At 50.7% G+C, this 19,652-nt stretch carries 19 protein-coding genes; 5 read left to right on the top strand and 14 right to left on the bottom strand.

Annotated elements, in window-relative coordinates:
* Positions 1-3 precede the first annotated feature (3 nt).
* The 6 genes from BLT35_RS04060 to BLT35_RS04035 all read right to left on the bottom strand — a co-directional run bounded on the left by BLT35_RS04060 (position 4) and on the right by BLT35_RS04035 (position 7,310).
* Positions 4-807 (bottom strand): carbohydrate ABC transporter permease, encoded by an 804-nt coding sequence (locus tag BLT35_RS04060; protein ID WP_082661008.1) that lies wholly within the window; start codon positions 805-807, stop codon positions 4-6.
* 48 nt (positions 808-855) lie between these two features.
* Positions 856-1,779, bottom strand: coding sequence for a carbohydrate ABC transporter permease (locus BLT35_RS04055; protein WP_254777515.1), 924 nt, complete (start codon positions 1,777-1,779; stop codon positions 856-858).
* Positions 1,742-4,717: an extracellular solute-binding protein gene (locus BLT35_RS04050; RefSeq protein ID WP_062409345.1), complete on the bottom strand. Its 2,976-nt coding sequence runs from the start codon at positions 4,715-4,717 to the stop codon at positions 1,742-1,744. The genes BLT35_RS04055 and BLT35_RS04050 overlap by 38 nt, the downstream gene beginning before the upstream one ends.
* Before the next feature lie 37 nt (positions 4,718-4,754).
* Positions 4,755-5,864 carry an ABC transporter ATP-binding protein gene (locus tag BLT35_RS04045; RefSeq protein ID WP_074727073.1) on the bottom strand — a complete coding sequence of 370 codons (1,110 nt, stop codon included), beginning with the start codon at positions 5,862-5,864 and terminating at the stop codon, positions 4,755-4,757.
* A gap of 95 nt (positions 5,865-5,959) precedes the next feature.
* Positions 5,960-6,919 (bottom strand): aldo/keto reductase, encoded by a 960-nt coding sequence (locus BLT35_RS04040; RefSeq protein WP_074727072.1) that lies wholly within the window; start codon positions 6,917-6,919, stop codon positions 5,960-5,962.
* Between the two features lie 208 nt (positions 6,920-7,127).
* Positions 7,128-7,310: a YezD family protein gene (locus BLT35_RS04035; protein ID WP_054818916.1), complete on the bottom strand. Its 183-nt coding sequence runs from the start codon at positions 7,308-7,310 to the stop codon at positions 7,128-7,130.
* A gap of 907 nt (positions 7,311-8,217) precedes the next feature.
* Here BLT35_RS04035 and BLT35_RS04030 point away from each other — a divergent pair.
* The 3 genes from BLT35_RS04030 to BLT35_RS04020 are packed head-to-tail and all read left to right on the top strand — an operon-like array spanning position 8,218 to position 10,076.
* On the top strand, positions 8,218-9,552 hold the full coding sequence (locus tag BLT35_RS04030) for an LLM class flavin-dependent oxidoreductase (protein WP_074727071.1): 1,335 nt from the start codon (positions 8,218-8,220) through the stop codon (positions 9,550-9,552).
* A gap of 1 nt (position 9,553) precedes the next feature.
* A complete protein-coding gene (locus tag BLT35_RS04025; RefSeq protein WP_074727070.1) occupies positions 9,554-9,802 on the top strand; it encodes a hypothetical protein in 249 nt (82 codons plus the stop codon).
* Positions 9,780-10,076, top strand: a complete 297-nt coding sequence (locus tag BLT35_RS04020) for a hypothetical protein (protein WP_074727069.1) — start codon at positions 9,780-9,782, stop codon at positions 10,074-10,076. The genes BLT35_RS04025 and BLT35_RS04020 overlap by 23 nt, the downstream gene beginning before the upstream one ends.
* A gap of 89 nt (positions 10,077-10,165) precedes the next feature.
* Here BLT35_RS04020 and BLT35_RS04015 read toward each other — a convergent pair whose 3' ends face one another.
* The 7 genes from BLT35_RS04015 to BLT35_RS03985 all read right to left on the bottom strand — a co-directional run bounded on the left by BLT35_RS04015 (position 10,166) and on the right by BLT35_RS03985 (position 16,923).
* Positions 10,166-11,008, bottom strand: a complete 843-nt coding sequence (locus BLT35_RS04015) for a sulfurtransferase (RefSeq protein ID WP_074727068.1) — start codon at positions 11,006-11,008, stop codon at positions 10,166-10,168.
* Positions 11,009-11,108: 100 nt separating this feature from the next.
* Positions 11,109-11,870: an amino acid ABC transporter ATP-binding protein gene (locus tag BLT35_RS04010; protein WP_062411002.1), complete on the bottom strand. Its 762-nt coding sequence runs from the start codon at positions 11,868-11,870 to the stop codon at positions 11,109-11,111.
* Positions 11,871-11,878: 8 nt separating this feature from the next.
* Positions 11,879-12,592: an amino acid ABC transporter permease gene (locus tag BLT35_RS04005; protein WP_062409362.1), complete on the bottom strand. Its 714-nt coding sequence runs from the start codon at positions 12,590-12,592 to the stop codon at positions 11,879-11,881.
* A gap of 23 nt (positions 12,593-12,615) precedes the next feature.
* The gene (locus BLT35_RS04000; protein ID WP_235594139.1) at positions 12,616-13,302 is read right to left on the bottom strand and encodes an amino acid ABC transporter permease; all 687 of its coding nucleotides are present in this window, start codon (positions 13,300-13,302) and stop codon (positions 12,616-12,618) included.
* Positions 13,303-13,319: 17 nt separating this feature from the next.
* Complete coding sequence (locus tag BLT35_RS03995) at positions 13,320-14,219, bottom strand: transporter substrate-binding domain-containing protein (RefSeq protein ID WP_074727067.1); 900 nt, start codon at positions 14,217-14,219, stop codon at positions 13,320-13,322.
* Positions 14,220-14,245: 26 nt separating this feature from the next.
* On the bottom strand, positions 14,246-15,607 hold the full coding sequence (locus tag BLT35_RS03990; RefSeq protein ID WP_062409364.1) for an LLM class flavin-dependent oxidoreductase: 1,362 nt from the start codon (positions 15,605-15,607) through the stop codon (positions 14,246-14,248).
* A 2-nt stretch (positions 15,608-15,609) separates the two neighbouring features.
* Complete coding sequence (locus tag BLT35_RS03985; protein WP_062409365.1) at positions 15,610-16,923, bottom strand: NtaA/DmoA family FMN-dependent monooxygenase; 1,314 nt, start codon at positions 16,921-16,923, stop codon at positions 15,610-15,612.
* A 401-nt stretch (positions 16,924-17,324) separates the two neighbouring features.
* Between BLT35_RS03985 and BLT35_RS03980 the strand changes: the two genes are divergently transcribed.
* Positions 17,325-18,515: a helix-turn-helix domain-containing protein gene (locus BLT35_RS03980; RefSeq protein WP_074727066.1), complete on the top strand. Its 1,191-nt coding sequence runs from the start codon at positions 17,325-17,327 to the stop codon at positions 18,513-18,515.
* A gap of 39 nt (positions 18,516-18,554) precedes the next feature.
* Positions 18,555-18,851, top strand: coding sequence for a hypothetical protein (locus BLT35_RS03975; protein WP_074727065.1), 297 nt, complete (start codon positions 18,555-18,557; stop codon positions 18,849-18,851).
* A 410-nt stretch (positions 18,852-19,261) separates the two neighbouring features.
* Here the strand turns inward: BLT35_RS03975 and BLT35_RS27475 are convergent, their stop codons facing one another.
* Positions 19,262-19,564: an ABC transporter substrate-binding protein gene (locus tag BLT35_RS27475; protein ID WP_074727064.1), complete on the bottom strand. Its 303-nt coding sequence runs from the start codon at positions 19,562-19,564 to the stop codon at positions 19,262-19,264.
* Between the last annotated feature and the right edge of the window lie 88 nt (positions 19,565-19,652).

Below are 19,652 nucleotides of genomic sequence, written 5' to 3'. Positions count from 1 at the left end.
CATTTATTTAATACCCGAATGGGCCATCGTTGAAATGACCTTGCTTTGAAGAATGACAAAAAAGATTAAGTTCGGCACGAGCATAATCAGCGCAGCAACCGCTGCAGCGCCCTGTCTCGCCACGTTGTTGGCCAGATTATTGGTCAGCGTGGACAGGAAGAACGGGAAGTTCTTCATCTCGTCATCCTGCATGAACAGCATCGATGTCTCCACATTTCCCCAAGAATTCTGAAACGACAGAATCGCTACGGTAGCGACAGCCGGCATACACATCGGAATGACGATGCGCACAAATACGATCAGCTCGTTTGCCCCATCGATTCTGGAAGCCTCCAGCAGCGTATCCGGAATTTGGTCCATGAATTGTTTAAGCAGAAACACGCCCACCGGCAAGGCAAGCACCGGTAATAGATGGCCGAGATACGTATTCATAATCCCCAGATAGCTGACGACCAGATAGCGGGGAATTTGAATCACTTCCGGCGTAAACATCAGCATCAGGATAATGGTCGAGAATATCATATTTTTCCCCGGAAAAGGATGCTTCGACAGCGGATAAGCGCATAGCGCGCTTACCACCGTTATGCCGATGACGCTCAGAAACGATATAAACAGACTGTTGAACAGATACCGCGATACCGGAACAATGGAATTCGACGTTACCCAGAACAGCTCCACGAAGTTCTGAAAATTCGGCTCCTTAACCAAAAAGTTGGGCGGGTACACGAACAATTCATGATATGGCTTGAAGGCATGATTGAATACATAAACAATAGGCAGGATCATGATGACAGATAACGCCAGCATAAAAACGTTAAAGCTGATTCTTGCAGCGAGGTTCGACTTTTTCAAATGTCATTCCTCCTTGGTGCCGAACAATCCCCAGCTAAGCTTGTTCGCAAAGTACATTAATATAAGCAGAAATACGGAAACCGTCGCTGCATACCCCATTTCAAACCGGATAAAGCCGTAATCGTTAATATGGTTGACGATCAAATGTCCGGCATATTCCGGCGTCGGATTTTGCCCGGACAGTTCGACGCCGATGGCGCCCGTCTTAAAGGTCGTCACAATCGCCATGACGGCGCCGAACAGCATTTGCGGCTTCATAGAAGGAATGGTAATATACCACAGCTCCTGCAAATTATTTTTGATGCCGTCGATTCTTCCCGCCTCATACAGCGTGGTATCCACATTGAGAATGCCTGCGAGCATCGCCAGGAATCCTACGCCCATACTGGACCATAACGTCACCACGATCATCGAATTCATCAGCAGATCCGGATGGGTCACCCAAAGCTTAGGCACGTCGATCAGGCCCAGCCTTAGCAGGAAGCTGTTCAAATATCCGATGCGGTCTCCGGACAGCAATGGCAGCCATATGATGGTCATTGCAATCCCGATCGTCAGCGACGGCGTATACATAGCAAGCGCAACCCACTTTTGGTACCTTCCGCGTAGACGCGAAATAAGCCAGGCAAGGAGGAACGCCGCCGCATAGCCGCCCGGTCCGACAATGACCGCGAACTTAAACGTATTCGGCAGCGCATATTTCAGAAACAGCAGGTCCTGTGCAATCAGATATTGATAGTTGCTCCATCCAATAAATCGCGGTGGCTCGATCCCGTTATAATAGGTGAAGCTCAGGCCAATCGCCGCAACGATCGGAATGACAATAAAAAGAGCAAAGCAAATCAAGAAAGGTGCAATAAAAAGATACGATGTCCGATATGCCCACACTCTATTCCACATAACGGTCAATCCCTTCCCAAGGCCGATCGACGATTGGAATGTCCAATTCCTTTACCCGGTTGCCCTGCTCGTCTATAAAGCCGAATTCCTGCTGTTTTCTTAGAAGCTCCCGGTTAACATCTCTAACGGTCTGCTCCAGGGACGACATGTAGTTGGCTTTCCTAACCACAGTTCGAACCCAGGCGTTATGGATTTCGCGTTCGAGGAAATAACCGCCCGGCACGTTAGGGATGTCCTTATACCACATCCACTGCTTGAGAATGACCTCGGCATCCTCCTTTTTCCACGGCAAGTTGCGGAGTGCTTCCACATTGGACGTATTCCAGCGGAAGGCTACGCCGTTAACCGCCTCCAGATCGGAGCCGTATTGCTCCTGCACCTCGGCGGAAAGCCACCACTTCAGAAAGGCCCAGGCCTCTTCCTTTTTGTTGGATTGGTCAAATATAACGCCCGTTCTTTGTCCGCCGCCCGCCCACCGGCTGATCGTACCGTCGGACTGCCTCGTGCCGGGTATCAATGCAATCCCCCACCGGCCGTTCAGCTCCGGAGCTGCCGCCAACAACTGAACGTACATATTGTAATCCGATATGCCGATCGGCATCGTTCCGCTGCGGAAATGCTGATAGAAGCTGGGCACCTCGCGCTCCACCGCATACGTATTGAACAAGTCGGTCCACTGTTTGTAGGCCTTGTACGCTTCCGGCCGATCCAGTCCCAGCTTTACACCGCCTGGTTCATAAAATTCCACGCCGTTCTGATAGAAATAGTAAGTGAATTCATTGGGATTGACATAAAAATTCATGAAATTTTGCTGCAAAGTCGGCAGCAATTCGTAGACGTCCTCCCAGGTGTCCGGTATGCCGACCTTCAACCGCTCCAATATATCCTTCCGGTAAAAAAGCACCTGGAACGATTGGGTTTCCGGCACGCCGTAATAGCCGCCGTCATAATAAAGCGGAAGCCAGGAGCCGGGACTGAATTTCGCATGCAGTTCCTCAAAGCCTTCAAGCTTCGACAGATCCTGCAGCGTGCCTCTGATCGCATAATTGACCGGCAAATCCTGCGTCAGGCCAAGCGCGATATCCGGCTGGACACCTGCGGCGTTCGACATGAGCAAAAGCTCGGGATTCGGCAGCAAATTCACCTTTACCTCGATGCCCGTATCCGGCGTAAACGACTCGTCGGCCAATTGCTGCAATTGATCGACGTAGTCCCGTCCCCTCTGAACCCATATGTTCAGCTTGGTATCATCCAGATTTCTCAGACTGTCTCTCGGATCGAACGAGTAAACGAAGTTGGCCGCACTGCCCCATATGCGTTCGAAGAAGCCCGCTTCCATGGAGGGAGCATCGGCTTTTTCCGGAATGATATACACTTCGTCAAGCTGCAGCGATTGCTTGGACAAGGTATCAATGAACGTGGCGAATTTCTCCCGCATCGATGATATTTCATCGATGTTATAAGGAATTTCTTCCGGCTTCTCCAGCAGTGACCGTAAATCCTTCGCCGACGTTTCCAGCCCCTGGCTGATGGAGTCTTTGTTTCCGTTGGCCTCGACCACCCGCCTGGACAGCGACTCCATGACCGCTGCCGCAAGCTCGATCCGGTCCGTCAGACCGGGAAAGTCCTGGTCCATTGACCAGGTCCGGTTGCGGTCCAGCGTCCCTTTGCGGTCCAGCGATCCTGTGTTTTTCGTGCCCGTTATCGTACGCAAATCCCAATCGATGGAATCGAGATGGGCGATCGTCTTTTCGATGTCCACAATGATGGATTTGACCGGAGCCTGCGTCACGGCCATCGACAGCGTATGCGCCCCTTTTTCAAGCTTCACCAAATATGGATTCCGGTCGTCATCCTGCAAGATGACGCCTCTCCAAGACGCGGAATACGGAAATCCGTAAGCCAAAAACTCCCGGAACGGCACCTGCCCGTCAATCCGGATCGTCCGGAAGGACGTTTTCTGCGCGATCGTGTTTTGCAGTGCGCGGAAGCCGATTTTGTACAGGCCGGTCTCCGGCACCTCGAACGACCAGGTAATTTCCTGATTTTGCTCCAGCCACCTTAGACCGCCAACGGTATTGTAGATGATCCGACCGGTATATCGCGGTACGGTTCTGGCATTTTTATCCGAAAAAAGCTTAATGGCCGTATCATTCTTGTAAGCGAAATCCTCCGCTTGCAGCGTCAACGCCTCTCCATCTATGGGGGGCACATCCGCATGTTTGGCCGCAACCTCCCCGTAAGCAGGTACCGGTTGGCTCGGCGCAAGCTCGATGCGTTCAATCGCGACAGGAGTATAACCCGTAAGGCGAATCGTGTGCGTTCCCGCCGTAAAGTGCCATTGTAAAGGCTGCGTGTATGCTCCTCCCGAATCGATCAGCGGCCTTATGCTCCAGTCCGATACATCGATCGACCGGGGGCGAATCTCGTCGCCGTCCGAGTTTTTCAGGATAGGACGGACATCCTCCCAAGTGCGGTACAGGACGGTTGAGGACGCTTCGCGAAAAGCTCTTTCGCCGTCAATCGTCACATCCCATTGGACCGGCCCCTTGTGCCCCCCCTCCTTGAGCGGATAATACGATACATGGATTTCATACAGCGCATTCTCTGCAACGTCAACTTGATATTCAACCCATCCGGTATTTTCCGTTTTCCATATCAGCACATTCGGTTTGCCGGCATATTCTCCGGCATAGATCGCTTGCCCGTCCGAAACGGCGGATGGCTTCGCCCCTTCTGCGTAAACGCTGGTTGTCGCGTCCCTGACCCCCTGCTCCCGCCACTTCGCCAGCGCCGAGCTGAAATACGGATCGGTCTCATATTCGAATGTGGAAACCAAGTCATCGTAACGGACCGTCTCATCGCCGGTCTGAAATGCGGTTTCAACCGCTCCGAAGAACAATAGCAGCAATCCTGCGGTCATCATCGTACTGCCAAGCAGAAACCTGTTGCGTTTCTTTCTCAAAACAAGAATTCACCTCGCCCCCTATACAGAAATCCGCTCATTCCGCAAATCTTTCCCCTGTGTCATTATGGAAAAAATGTGCCTTGGAAAGATGAAGTTCAACCTTCACTTTCTCATTCTCCGCAAACTGAATGTCCGGATCGACGCGAGCGATCAGCGGTTTTTCCTGCCCGATATCCAGATACAGAAACCGGTCTGCGCCCATCAATTCGTTCTCCTTGTAAATTCCGGTTATCACCGTCTCCGAGTACAAGCCTTCCAGCCTGACATGCTCCGGTCTGATCCCCAATATAACTGATTTGTTTACCTGGTTATGTTTGCGCAAAATTTCCTCTTCCATGTCCTGAATCTTCAGTTGAAAGCGATTCGTCTGAAACTCCAGCTTCCCTTGCGGATTTTCTACAATTTTGCCGTGGATGAAATTAATCTGTGGGGATCCGATAAAGCCCGCCACAAACGTATTAGCCGGTTTGGAATAAATCAGCTCCGGCGTATCGCACTGCTGAATAACGCCGCCCTTCATAACAACGATCCGATCCGCCATCGTCATCGCTTCCACCTGATCGTGCGTCACGAATATAAACGTTGTTCCCAATTTTTTATGAAGCTTCGTGATTTCCATCCTCATCGTTGCGCGCAGCTTCGCATCCAGGTTGGACAGCGGCTCATCCATCAGAAACAGCTTGGGTTTGCGGACAATCGCCCTCCCAAGCGCCACCCGCTGCCGTTGTCCTCCCGACAGTTCCTTGGGCTTGCGGTACAGGTAAGGCTCGATTTCCAATACCCGGCTGGCGTTTTTTACCGCCAAATCAATTTCATGCTTGGGCAGCTTGCGCATTCTGAGGCCAAACGCAATATTCTCGTATACGGTAAGGTTCGGATACAGGGCGTAGTTTTGAAACACCATAGAAATATCCCGATCCTTGGGCGGAAGCTTGTTGACCAATTGATCGCCGATATAAATTTCGCCTTCGGAAATATCCTCAAGTCCGGCTATCATTCTTAGCGTCGTCGATTTGCCGCAGCCGGACGGCCCGACGAACACGATAAATTCCTTGTCCTTGATCTCTAACTGGAAATCTTTTACAACTGCATGTTTGTCTTTGCCATACCTCTTGTACAAATGATGAATACGAACGCTTGCCATGGTGCCCTCCCATCAGATCTTTGCATAATAAAACGAGGATATCACAGCTTGCTCTGATAACCTCTATTTGATTCGGCTGCGGCAAAAATATCCGGTCAGCCGGGCACCGCTTCCTTGGCCTGAATATTCGCCGTGGCTTCGTCCGCCTTGGCAAGCTCCTCACTGCTTAATCTTTCGTTCCACGTTTTCGCGGCTTCCGTAATATGCTCCGGCTTCGAAGCTCCCAGAATAGCCGAGGTAATGCCGGGACGGCTCAGTACCCAAACAAGCGCATATTGCGCGCGGGTCAGGCCCCGTTCTTCAGCCAGCGGCTTGATCGCCTCAGCAATTTGAAGCGCATTTTTCTGCAGCAGCTGCTCCAGCCTTTGTTCGCCGGCCGCCAGACGCGATCCCTCCGGAGGCGCTTCTCCAGCGCGGTACTTGCCTGACAAGATCCCTCTTCCGAGCGGGCTGTAAACAATCACGCCCACATTTTCCGATTGCACGAACGGGATAATCTCCTTCTCGATTTCCCGCGAGATCAGGCTGTACTCCGGCTGCAGGCTTTCGAAGCGGTGCAGGCCGTGCAGCGCGCTTATTCCATGAGCCTTCGCGAGCTGCCATGCCGCAAAATTGGAAGCCCCAATGTATCTGACCTTGCCTTGGCGCACCAGATCGTCCAGCGCGTGCAGCGTTTCCTCCAGCGGAGTATTCGGATCGAAGCGATGAACCTGATACAGATCCAGATAGTCCGTTTTCAGCCTTCTCAAACTGTCTTCCACCGCCTTGAAAATATGATAGCGGCTTTGCCCACCGTCATTCACCCCTTCGCCAACCCGGCCATGCACCTTGGTGGCCAGTACGATATCATGTCTTCTTTCCTTCAGCAAGTTGCCCAGAATCCGTTCGGCGCCCCCGTACACATTCGCCGTATCCACCAGATTGATGCCGTGATCCAGCGCGAGATTCAGTATCGTTGCCGAAGCCTGCTCGTCGATCCAGCGCCCGAACGCCATCGTCCCCAGACTCACTGCCGATATCTTTAACCCCGTTCTTCCCAATTTGCGATATTCCATTCTTTGCTCCTCCTGATTAAATTGAATTGATTACAACTGCATCTGCGATCCGGATAGGCCGGAATCATCCTCCGCCTATCAAAAAACAATGAACGCCGCTTCTTCGCCCAACCGAGACGATGCGCTGTTCGGACGGTCGGCGGTCTCCTCCGGCAAGCGGAAGACAAAATAACGATTTTTGAGCGCAGTCGATCTCCTCCTTTTTCGGCTATCTTTGTCTTCTAACGGCGGCCGGCGCTTTCGCCACATCGTAGCGGCTGCGTTCCGTGCGATCGATTTGAACGATTTGACCGTTATGTATGGTAATCTGAACGGTTCCGTATTGGATGCCCGTTACCTGTTCTTTAATACGTTCCAACCATTCATCAGTTACCTTAGCAACTTGCAGCATAGTTCAACATCCTCTCCAAAAGTTTTGAATTTTGTCCCCATTCAAAGAGGCGCATGATAACCGAATCCTGATTCGGACATCATGCGCCTCCAGTTTTCTAGCGAGCGCCGTACTTTCCTTATTCCTAACATATCGGAGATTCCATACGCCTTTCAAGCTTTCCCCCTTGACTTGTACGACCGGCAGTATCCTGTCTGAATGGACTGCACCTCCCTTCCATCCTTTCAAAATGTTGAACCTATCATACAACGTTTTTTACTGGTTAGCATAAAGCAAACCGCTATTGTTATCCAGTAAAAAAAGATGTATCCTTCGATTTCGCCGGTTAACGCACTTTCGCAAGTGACCGTAACGAAACTGAAATATACATCTCCATTTGAATGGTCAATGGTGATTTAACTGTTTCAAATTATCACACACAATTCCAATCGACTTGGTTCGATTTTTGTTGATACCAATCTTAGCATCCTCCATTTTGTATGTCAACATACTTACCAAACTAATTTCCATTTATGCGAAAATCCATTTTTTAGTAAAAAAACGGGTTTGACAAGCTCAAAACAAGGTTGTTATGATAGATGAACAGAATCCTTATTTATTAACTAGGAATAATAAGCTTTCGACCGGATAGCCGGAGATTTGAGCAGCAAGCTCGTCTCCGGCTTTTGTTATTACTCCGCAGATCTTTGTTATGCCGATCGTCAAGGCAGCCGACCTGACCGGGAACTTGTCCGCCTCCCATCATTGCGACATCATTTCATCCTGTTTTTCAGCATAACCATGGCGGCTGTCGGACATTGCCAACCCCGTGCCCGTAGGCAGAACGTTTCTTCGTCATATCGACCGGTTAACCGGAGACAGGTCATCAGACTTGTCTTTTATCAAAAAAACGTCTGGAGGAAATGCCATGAGTACACAGGAACGCAAGCTGCATCTTAATGCTTTTATTACGGGAACGGGGCATCATGAAGCCGCCTGGCGCTATCCCGCCAGCACGCCGGAGCTTGGACTTGACATTCGCCATTATCAAAAAATCGCCCAAATCGCGGAACGGGGATTGCTGGACTCCCTATTCGTAGCGGACGGCTATTCGGGCCGCTCGTCCGGCAAGCTGGAGCCGTTTACCCAGCTCGCGGCGCTGGCTGCCGTAACAGAGCATATCGGCTTGATCGCGACAGTCGGCACCACCTATTACGAGCCGTTCCACGTAGCGCGGAAATTCGCGTCACTGGACCATATCAGCAACGGCCGGGCGGGCTGGAACATCGTGACGACCGGAACGGAGTCCACAGCCTACAACTTCGGCCTCGATGCGCATCCGGAGCATTCGCTTCGTTATGACTACGCCGAAGAATTCGTAGAGCTGACCAAGCAGTTGTGGGACAGCTGGGAGGATGATGCAGTCAAGTACGACAAGGCAGGCGGCGTTCAGGTGGACGACAGCAAGGTTCATGAAATCAACTTCAAAGGAAAATATTACTCCGTCAAAGGGCCGCTTAATATTCCGCGCCCTCCTCAGGGCTATCCCGTGCTTGTCCAGGCCGGCTCCTCGGAGAAGGGCAAGGAACTTGCAGCCCGGACAGCCGAGGTTGTATTCACCGCGCAGCAGACGTTGGAAGAGGCTCAGGCTTTTTACAGCGATGTCAAATCCAGATTGGCGAAGTACGGACGAACGCCGGATCAGCTTCATATCCTTCCCGGTCTCAGCCCGATTATTGCCGATACGGAGGCAGAGGCCAGGGAAATCGAGGAAGAGCTGAACGGATTTATTAATCTGGACTCTGCGGTAAAAAGATTGTCCGAGCGGGTCGGCATCGACCTGTCCTCTTATCCGCTTGACGGTCCGCTGCCGATCGACGAGCTGCCGGGAGTAGATGCGATAAATGGACGGAAAGGCCGTTACCAGCTTGTAGTCGATCTTGCCGTTCGCGAGAATCTGACCATCCGCGAATTGACGTACCGGCTGGCCGGAGCCCGCGGACATATCACCTTCACGGGGACGCCGATTCAACTGGCCGACCTCATCGAGCGCTGGTTCAAGAACGGAGGAGCCGACGGATTCAACATTATGCCGCAGCTTTATCCGAGCGGACTTGAAGCATTCGTCGACAAGGTGGTGCCGGAACTTCAGAACCGCGGATTATTCCGCACGGCTTACGAAGGAAAGACGCTTCGCGACCATTACGGACTGGCTCGCCCCGCCAACACCCGTTACCGGCAAAGTATAGAGGCGGGAAATTAACATGATGTTAAGATGCAAGAGTCGGGCATTGAAGCTGTTGTCCTCGCTGCTTACCGTCATGGTGCTGGAGTTGGGCAAGAAGCTCACGAGAACCGACGACGGAATTCATTATATCGGCTATGATACAGGCGGGCCTACTGCGCTGATGAGAGATTTGGCGCTGCCGGTTCTCGATTCCGAGACGGGAGGACGCGATGCATTCATCAAGGATAGGAAGCCCGCTCTTCGTGCAGCGGATTCTGGCCCGTAATGCGCGCGTTCCTGCCATTATCAACCCTGACCTGGAAAAGGAATTCGGAGCGGATATCTCTGTGCTCGCGGGGAAACATATCGAAAATGTCTTTGTCGGCGAGCAGCAGAAGAATCATAAAATTCACCGTTATGAGGATCAGGTGCTCACATTTGTGTCGGAAGCGGCCAAGCAGGTCGCTCTGGACGGCATTGACGTAAATACGGGGCTGCGCAACGCGGAAATAGCGATCAAACGCGAAATCGAAACGCTGCGCAATATCGAAAAGGAATAAGACAAGGACGCCATCCGCAAAATCACTGTCAACAGCGGCTTTGCGGATTACTGCGTCGTTTAAATGAAGTCTATTGGAGACCGCAAGCGTTACTCGCTTCCCGTCGCAATCGGATTCTCCCCATACGAAATCCAATCGCTCCAACTGCCGGCATACAGCTTTACATCGGCAAAGCCTGCCGATTTCAAAGCGAGTACATTGGGGCAAGCGGTTATACCTGAGCCGCAATATACGACGATTTCCCGGTCAGACGGAAGCTGAGCAAAATGACCTTTCAGATCCTCCTCATTTTTCCATAGGCCCTGAGTCGTCAACACCTCCTTCCAAAACAGGTTAACGGCTCCCGGTATATGTCCCGCCGCCTTATCGATCGGTTCTTCCAATCCTAAATAACGTTTTGGCTCGCGCGAGTCGACCAAAATCGTTCCTGGACGATGAAGTCTGGCTTTGACATCCTCCGCATGCAATAATAGTCCCTCCCGAATCTGGGGTACATAAGTGCGGGGCGTTGGGTCCGGTATCACCTTTGTGGTTTCATACCCGTCCTTCACCCATTGAGCAAAGCCGCCGTTTAACACGGACACCTTATCATGCCCGAGATAATGCAGCACCCACCATAGTCTGGAGGCCATGGCTCCGCCCTGGTCATCGTAAGCAACGACAGTGGAGGAAGAACGGATGCCAAGTTGACCCAGACGGTCAGCGAGCAGTTGCGGATCAGGCAGCGGATGCCGTCCTCCATGTTCCCCGACCGGAGCAGACAAATCCTTTTCCAGATCCACATAGATGGCACCGGGTAAATGACTTTCAGCATAAGCGTTTCTTCCCGATTCGGATTGGCCTAGAACAAAGCGGCAATCGGCAAGCACCAAATTCTCCCCCAGACGTTCGATCTGATCCTTTACCCAATGTGAATCTACAATATACGACATCTCGGTACGCTCCTTTTCTATCGTTCATATGTATCCCTTCGGTGATCAAAAGCCAGATTCACTGCAAACCTGACTTTGCCCAGAATCCGGGAATGTCCTCTCAGATGGAATAGCTCAGCGCATTCAGCTCCGGATGCATCCGCTTGAGGAATTGCCTGGTACGTTCCTCTTTCGGATCGCTGAACAGCTCGCGCGGCTTTCCTTCCTCAACAATTACGCCCTGGTCCATAAAAATGACGTGATGGGCAACCTCTAACGCAAAGCCCATCTCATGGGTAACAATGATCATCGTAACTCCTTCCTTAGCGATTTTGCGAATGACCGACAGCACCTCACCGACCAGCTCCGGGTCCAGCGCAGAAGTCGGCTCGTCAAACAAAATCACGTCAGGATTAAGCGCCAGCGCCCGGGCGATGCCCACGCGCTGCTGCTGTCCGCCGGATAATTGTGAAGGGAACGCATCCAGCTTATTCGCAAGCCCTACCTTTTTCAACAGCTCGACGCTTCTTTCCCTGGCTTCTGCCTTTGGAAGCTTTTTAACTACCACAAGGCCTTCCATCACATTCTCCAGCGCGCTCTTATGCTTGAATAAATTGTACTGCTGAAACACCATAGCCGACTTTCGACGAAGCTGATAGATATCTTTTTTGCCCGCGTGCTTGCAGTCGATGGAAAAATCACCGATGGTGATGCTGCCCTCATCCGGCTTTTCCAGATAGTTCAAGCAGCGCAGCAGCGTCGTTTTGCCCGAACCGCTGGGACCAATAATCACGACAACTTCACCTTTGCTCACGTTTAAATCGATGCCTTTGAGCACCTGGTTATGGCCGAACGATTTTTTTATGTTGGATATGGTGATCATGTTCTTTTTCATACGGTTAACCTTCTTTCGTGGCGGCTATATTTATTTTCCAGCCATGCAAAAAGCCTCTCGCACGTCCAACAGATGACCCAATAAATGATCGATGCATCAAAATACATTTCCAGATACCGGTAGCTGTCGCCGGCCACAATTTTGGCATAGGCCATAATTTCGAGAACCTTTATGGCAAATGCGAGCGAGGTTCCTTTAATCAGATTGATAAAGATGTTTCCCAGATTGGGGAGAGCGACGACAAACGCCTGCGGAGCTATAATCCTTAATAATCCCTGCGTTGTCGTCATCCCTACGGAAAGCGCGGCCTCCATCTGCCCCGAATCCGTTGAAATCAGCGCACCGCGAATCACTTCAGACTGATATGCCGACGAGTTGATCGTAAATGCAATGAAGGCAAACGCAAGGGGAGACATGTCATGAATCGGCAAATGCCATCCCCATTCCCGGTTCAGTGTCTCGATCAATAGCGGTGTACCATAAAAAACGACATAAATCTGCACGAGCAGCGGGGTTCCCCGGATAAAAGAAACATACAGCGCAGCCAGCTTATCCAGGATCGGCACTTTATACATTCTGCATAGGGCGATGACAAGTCCGAGGAGTGTGCCCATAAGCATGGAAATCACCGCCACCATCAGCGTTGCGGGGACACCCTTTAATACTTCAGGAAAATATTCAATGGCGTATTCCAAGCTGAAATTAGCCAATATTGCCCTCCTTCCTTTCCTCCCTATTTCGCAATGCTGACATGGCCCTTTTTATACTTCCTCTCCAATCTCCCGAAACCTTTCTCCAGGATAATGCTTATCACCCAATAAACCAATGCGACCAGAATATACATTTGAAAAATATGTTGGCCATAGCTGTTTCCGACCATGATCTGAACTTGTCCCATAATATCCGTAATCCCAATCGAGAAAGCCAGTGACGTTTCTTTTAATAAAATAATGACATTGTTGCCCAAATTCGGGATCGCGATGCCGAAGGCTTGCGGTAAAACGATGCGTCTAAGCGATTGGGCGTGGCTCATGCCAATACTGTATGCGGCCTCCAGTTGACCGATGCCTACCGCCAGGTAGGACGAGCGGATGACTTCGGAGAAGAAGGCCGCACTATGCAGCGAGAAAGCAATGACCGCGAAGATGATTTTGTCCCAATTGTTCACATCAAGCCCAAAAAGGATGAGCAGCTGGGGAAGCCCGTAATAGATCAGAAAAAGTTGGACGATTGTCGGAGTACACCGTATGAATGACAAGTAAAACGTAGCTATGGCATACGGAATTTTTCTTTTTTGAATTCGGACAAGGGCGATAATCAACCCAAGCAACAAACCGAACAGAACCGATAAAATCAACATCGTCAACGTAACAGGCAGCCTCCCGGCGATTTGAATGACCTGCTTCCATATGGCGTCCATACCGGTACCGTACATCCTTAATTTTCTTTCCGGAACTTGTAGCCTTGCTGTACATATTCCAAGCTTTTAAAGACGTCCACTTTAAACCATTGCTCCGAATACTTTGAGAGTGTACCGTCCTCAATCAGCTCTACGGTTTTTGCATCCACCTTTTGAGCAAGCTCCGTCTGATTTTTGTTGAATATAAAATATACCGGTTCTTTCGAAATCACTCCGCCGATTTTCACGTTCAGATTGAGCTTCTTCATGACGTCTTCAAATTGATTAACGTTGATCAAGTGGGCATCGTACCTGCCGGAGTCAACAAGCTTCAAATCTTCAGCGTGCGTCGTTTTGTCCACATCCTCAATTTTGATCTCCTTGCCGGGGTGCCTGAGATTATAGTCCTTCAAAATGTATCGGAAGCCGGAAACCGGAGACATCGGCACTAATTTCTTGCCGACCAAATCATCCAAAGTTTTTATATCGTTGCGGTCCTGCCTCACAACCAAAGCTGTAATCGCGTATCCGAAAGCATGCTCCGGATACAAATATTTTTTCTCCCGCTCCGGATTCTTGAACCAGAAATTAGCCGCAAAAGCGTATTTGCCGGAGTCCGTGCCAATCAACTGGCCTTCATTATCTACGGATTCGTACTCGAATTTATATTCCGGCAGCTTCTTCTCGAGCTCTCTCAAGTAGTCAATAATAAAACCCGCCGGCTTATTGTTCTCGTCAAGAAAACTGAATAACGGTACTGGAACGGAATTTAAAGCCACTTTGACCACTTGTGGACCCGACTTAGGGGAGGATGAAGACGCGTTTGGGTCCGAGGCATTTCCCGGGCCGCCTTCCGAAACGGTCGCAGCTGTCCCGCAGCCTGCCAAGAATATAAGGAGCACCACGGCTAAAATAAGGTGAATACGAATGGTTTTCATGTTATTATTCCTCCCGAATTTACATATCAAATGAATGTGCTTTGTCGAAGCGCCGGCAAGCCATGGGGCGGTGGAGTCAAGCCCAGATGATCGCGCAGCGTGTTGCCGGTATAGTCCTTGCGGTACCGCCCCCTTTTTTGCAAGATCGGAACAACATGGTCGACAAACTCCTCCAGCCCGCGAAGATAGTGGGACGGCATAATGTTAAAACCGTCACACGCTCCCTGGTCCAGCCATTCCTCCATGAGATCAGCCAGCTGTTCCGGCGTTCCACAGAATGTATGATGCCCGCCTGCGGCTATCACGTGTTTGCTCATCTGCCTTATGGTCAACCCTTCGCGTTGGGCCAAATCCTTCAAAAGCTGCAATCGGCTTTTCTTGCTGTTATTGGCCTCCGGATCAATTTCCCAGTAGGGGAAGGGGCTGTCCAGCGGATACGACGACAGGTCCACGTCAACCGTTGCAGATAATATTTTTGCGGCGATCTCCGGCAAAATCAGCTCATTAAAATGCTCCATCCGTTTTTTTGCCTCATCTTCCGTAGATCCCAACATCGGAGCGAGGCCAGGCAAAATATGAAGCTGCTCCGGCCGGCGTCCAAAACGTTTCAGCCTTCCTTTCAAATCGGCATAATAGGCTTTGGCGTCTTGAAGGTTATCTTGAGCCGTGAAGACAACTTCGGCTTTTTGGGCGGCAAACTGCAGGCCGCTTCGCGAGGACCCTGCCTGAAAAAGAACAGGATGCCCCTGAACCGGACGCGGAATGTAAGAAGTGCCGCTTAGAGAGAAATAGGTCCCTGAATGATGGATATCGTGCACTTTATCGGGATCTATGTAAAGACCGCTGCTTCGCGCGGCGAGCAACGCGTTATCTTCCCAGCTGTCCCAGAACTTCATGGCGACCTCCACGAATTCGTTCGCACGCCGATACCGCAAGGTGTGGTCCATATGAGCATCCTTGCTGAATTGGAAAGCGATCAGAGGATCCTGCGATGTCACCATATTCCAACCCGCCCTGCCGCCGCTTAAGTGATCCAGAGTTGCCAATCTGGCAGCGACATGGAAAGGATCGTTGTAAGTCGTGGATACCGTCCCCGTTAAGCCGATTTTTTCTGTTGCGGACGCCATAACGGACAATAAGGTCACCGTATCCGGCGTGGGGATTGGCCTTTCCTCGACGACTTTGCCGTTCCGTTCACCGATAGCGATTTGCTCCAGCACCAGGATGGTATCGAACCTCCCTTTCTCCGCCAGCTTCGCGAATTCTTGATAGAAGGATAGATCAAGCATCCGATCGGCCATCGTTTCCGGATGCCGCCAGCCTCCCATATGCTGGCCGGTATTTAAAAGAAAGACTCCCAGGTGCAGTTGTTTTTTGGCAGTTCCCATCGTTACCCCTCCTTTCTTAATCTCCCATTCTTCGGAATCGGAAGCCCCAGATGGTCCCGCAGCGTTTTCCCGGTATATTCGGTGCGGAAAAGGCCTCTATGCTGCAGGATTGGAATCACCTGCTCGACAAACTCCTCAAGTCCACTCGGCAGAACGGAAGGCTGAATATGAAATCCGTCGCTGCCGTAATCGTGATACCACGCCTCCATCCAATCTGCCAGCTGCTCCGGAGTGCCGACAAACACCTTTGTCCCTTTTAGTTCCAGGATCCGGCGGCTAAGCTCGCGGAGACTCAATCCCTCAAGTCCCGCAGCTTTGATCGCCTTGCTCAAACCGGGAATATCCGGCAGCGGACCGTCAACAGGATAACCCGTCAAATCGGAATTCAGCAGATCGGATAAGATGGCAAGCCCAGCCTCCGGTTCGATAAGCTCCCGGAACTCGGAGGCTATTTTTCCGGCTTTTTCTTCGGTTTCCCCCAATATCGGCAACACCGTTGTCAACACCTTCAATTTATCCGGGGATCGCCCCAGCAAGGAGCTGCGTTTCTTTACCCTCGCATAAGCATGGGCTGCGTCCCCGATGAAAGACTGTGAACTGAACAGGATATCGATGCTGTCGAAATCCGGCTCCTGCCAATTATCCGAGGTGGAGCACAAGCCGATCCGAACAGGATGGCCCTGAGGCGGACGAGGTATACTTAAAGGGCCCCGTACGCTAAAATGCTTCCCAACGTGATGGATCAAGTGCACTTTGTCGGAGTCGATATAGCGCCCCTGCTCCCTGTCTATAACAACAGCCCCTTCTTCCCAACTATCCCAAAGGCGTCCTGCCACTTCGACAAACTCTTGCTGCCGTTCGATCAGCTCCCTGCCGGATAATTCGGGAGGTCCCCCGAGACGCCGCTTCGGCCCGAGGTGTTCCACCGTACTCGCCAGCCAGGCCGTTCTTCCCCCGCTGAGATGATCCAAGACAGCCAGTTGTCTTGCAGCAGCGAAGGGTTCCATAACGGATGTCGATATCGCAGCACCCAGTCCGATGTGCTTTGTGATCGAAGCCAGCGCCCCCAGCAAAGTGAACGGCTCCAGGAGCAGCCCGGGCTCTCTGCCCGCAGCGCGTAAATGCTCGCCGATGGATGTGTGGTCCAGGAAGAGCAGATCGAATTTTCCGCGCTCGGCCGTTTGTGCCAATCTGTAGAAATAAGCCGATTCATGCAATTTCTCGGCTTCCGCTTTAGGATGACGCCAGCTCCCCGGATGATAGCCGGCACCCTGCACGGATACCGTGAGATGCAGCTGACTTTTTCTCTTGTTCATGTCATTGTCGATTCCTTTCCTAAATGGGGTTGCAAAATAGAAGGCTAAGACATCCACGACCTCCACTGATATGGCACGCAGCGATAATCTTAGCCTCCGGTTTTCCAGTCAGCTATTATTGGATGATTTTATTTTCACACGGTCGATCGGATGAATAAGGAGTGAGATCAAATAAACGAGCCCCCGTTTTTTGACCATTCAACCATTTGTGAAGCCGTTCTGCATGATCCGTATTCGGCCAGCGGCACCCCCTTCCTTCCAAAACAAGATTGAAATACATGCATTCATATCGTTATACTAGGATTCAAACTTCATTGTGTCAATCATTTGACAAATATCAAAGAACATTGACCAAAATTGAAGAAAATTGCCATTATATTACAGGTAAGAGGTGTTGTCAGATGCTTAAAGAGCAATTCAATTTAATTCATATCCTGGAGGTTATGGAACTATTGGATGTTAGCCGCTCGACCATTGACCGCTGGCGCAAATTTAAGCAGCTGCCAAGCGTAAAAATCGGCAAAGAAATATATTTCGATAGAAATGAGGTACTGCGCTGGTACAGGGAGCTAAGCCAAATGCGGTACTCGACTCCCCCTTCCTCGGAAGACGAATCCTTAACCATCGGCTATACCACTGCGTCAACACATATGTGGAGCCCATTAATCATAAAGGAATTCCGACTGCTTGAAGGCGAACTCAAGCGCATCCGTCCCCATAACCGGATCGAGATCAAGTGGCACAAAGCCAAGGATGGGATGGAATTGGTTAAAGGAATGGTTGCGGGCCAAATACAGCTTGCTACCTTCGGGGATTACGCCCTTGCGGTCAGCCATACCATCAGCAAATTATTGCCGGACTTCCGTCCGGTTCTGCTTGCTGCTGGCGGGAAATCCGAAGACGGCAAAGGATTCGGGATGGTGGTGCCAACCTATTTGACGCTGCAGAGCATATCCGAGCTTGCCGCTCTGCCCATAGCGACGACCTTCCGCACCAATGCAGAGTACCGGTTAAGAAAAATGCTGGAAGCCCACAGTATGCATGAGTGGAAGATCATTCACCGTTCTATCGAGGACAGCATCGAAAGCTTGCGCCAAGGGAGGATCAGCGCATCGATCATGTGGGAGCCCTTCTTAAGCCTCGTTCATCACCAAAACATCGGAAAATCGATCTTCAATTATGAGCTGGGCTTAGGGTTCAGAGCCTTTGTGGTGGCGGACGAACGTTGGTCACTGGACCACGAGGATTTGACCATCGCTTATTTAAAGGCGCATCTGCATGCCCACCGGTTGATCCGGGAGCAACCGAATAAGGCAGTACAAATTTTCGCGGCCGAAACCGGTTTCCCTTCCGATGTGATCCGCCTGTCCATTTCAAAAATCCGATGGGATGCAGCCCTGTACCAACACGATCTGAACATGATGAATTACTTCGACCCCACAGCGCATCTGGGTCAAAACACATCCCCAGAAAGCCAAATGGAGATTTCATATAATATCAGATATCTGAGCATCGCTGCACAGGAGTTACAGCTGCCGGCACTTCCTTTATCTCCGATGAAAGGCGCTTGGCAAAAGGAGGTTCTTTATTGAAGTTACTGCTAAGGATAAAGAAGGCAAGGGAATGTTGAATTGAAAGCGATCACTTTGCGGCTGTACCAAATCGATGATAAACAGGGACATGGGTCCTTTACCCATCCGCTCAAATACGTGATGTCGATCCCCAGACCCGACTTTGTCGGTCAATGGTTAAGCAAACGAAGCCAAATAGGAACGGGTGTTCTAGGCGTGGATACAAGTCATTTTGGGGGCTGTCCAGTCCTCTACAAAAGCAAAGATCTCTTTAGGCATGGCGGGAGTGCCGCCCCCGTCCTCGGCGGTATTCTCGCGGACTACATTTCTTACAGCTTCGCTGTGTACGTCAAATAACCCCCACCTAGCAACAGTGGGAGTGAGTGTATGATGGAAAAAGATTAGGTGAAACGACAAGAGTCCGGATGTGACGTGACTATGGCATAAAGGGCTCCAATAAACAGCCTGTTCGCCTTTGCCGCGACAACGTAATATCCCACACGGGCGAACTGCTGCTCCTGCCTGTGCAGCGGCAAGCTATCTGCGTATTTCTGGCACATCACATGCACCATCGCGAAAAGAAAGGTCAAACTATCCGGATAAACCGGTTTGGGCAGCGAGGCGGTGACAACTATGAAATGCTGCTTTGAGGCAACCCTGTCGAATTCGATTGCGCCAAGCCGTGAGTCGTACCCCGTTCGCCAGATTTGCTTTAATGGCCTTCTTGGCTAAGTCCCTATGCTCTTTCAAAAATTTATCGCTGGCGGCTAAGATTGTAAACGGCATATTTCCGTTATTTGGGGGATTTCATCCCAGTTTACCAATATTTTTGCGTAGCCTTCCTGCACAATCAGGGATCCCCAATGTTCAGGGATGAGTGCAGCATCAACTTCATTTTGCCGGAAGGCTGTCAATGTATCGGAAGGAGAACGGGCAATGATTTGTACTCCCGTTTCATCGTTTGTAACAGCCAAGCCCTCCTGTTTTAAAAGCATGCGAAGTTGGGTTTCCACGGTACTGCCTTTGGTTGTGATGGAAACGGTTTTCCCGACTAAATCTTTTAAACTCAACTTTCGCAGAGCGAAAATCGGTTTAATTGCATGATGTGACTAGACAAACAGCAGATTCAATACGGATGTTGTAAAAATAGAAAAACAC

Source organism: Paenibacillus naphthalenovorans (assembly GCF_900099895.1).
Lineage (GTDB): Bacteria > Bacillota > Bacilli > Paenibacillales > NBRC-103111 > Paenibacillus_G > Paenibacillus_G naphthalenovorans.
The sequence above is the reverse complement of the archived record's forward strand: the minus strand, read 5'-3'. Positions and strand labels throughout refer to the sequence as shown.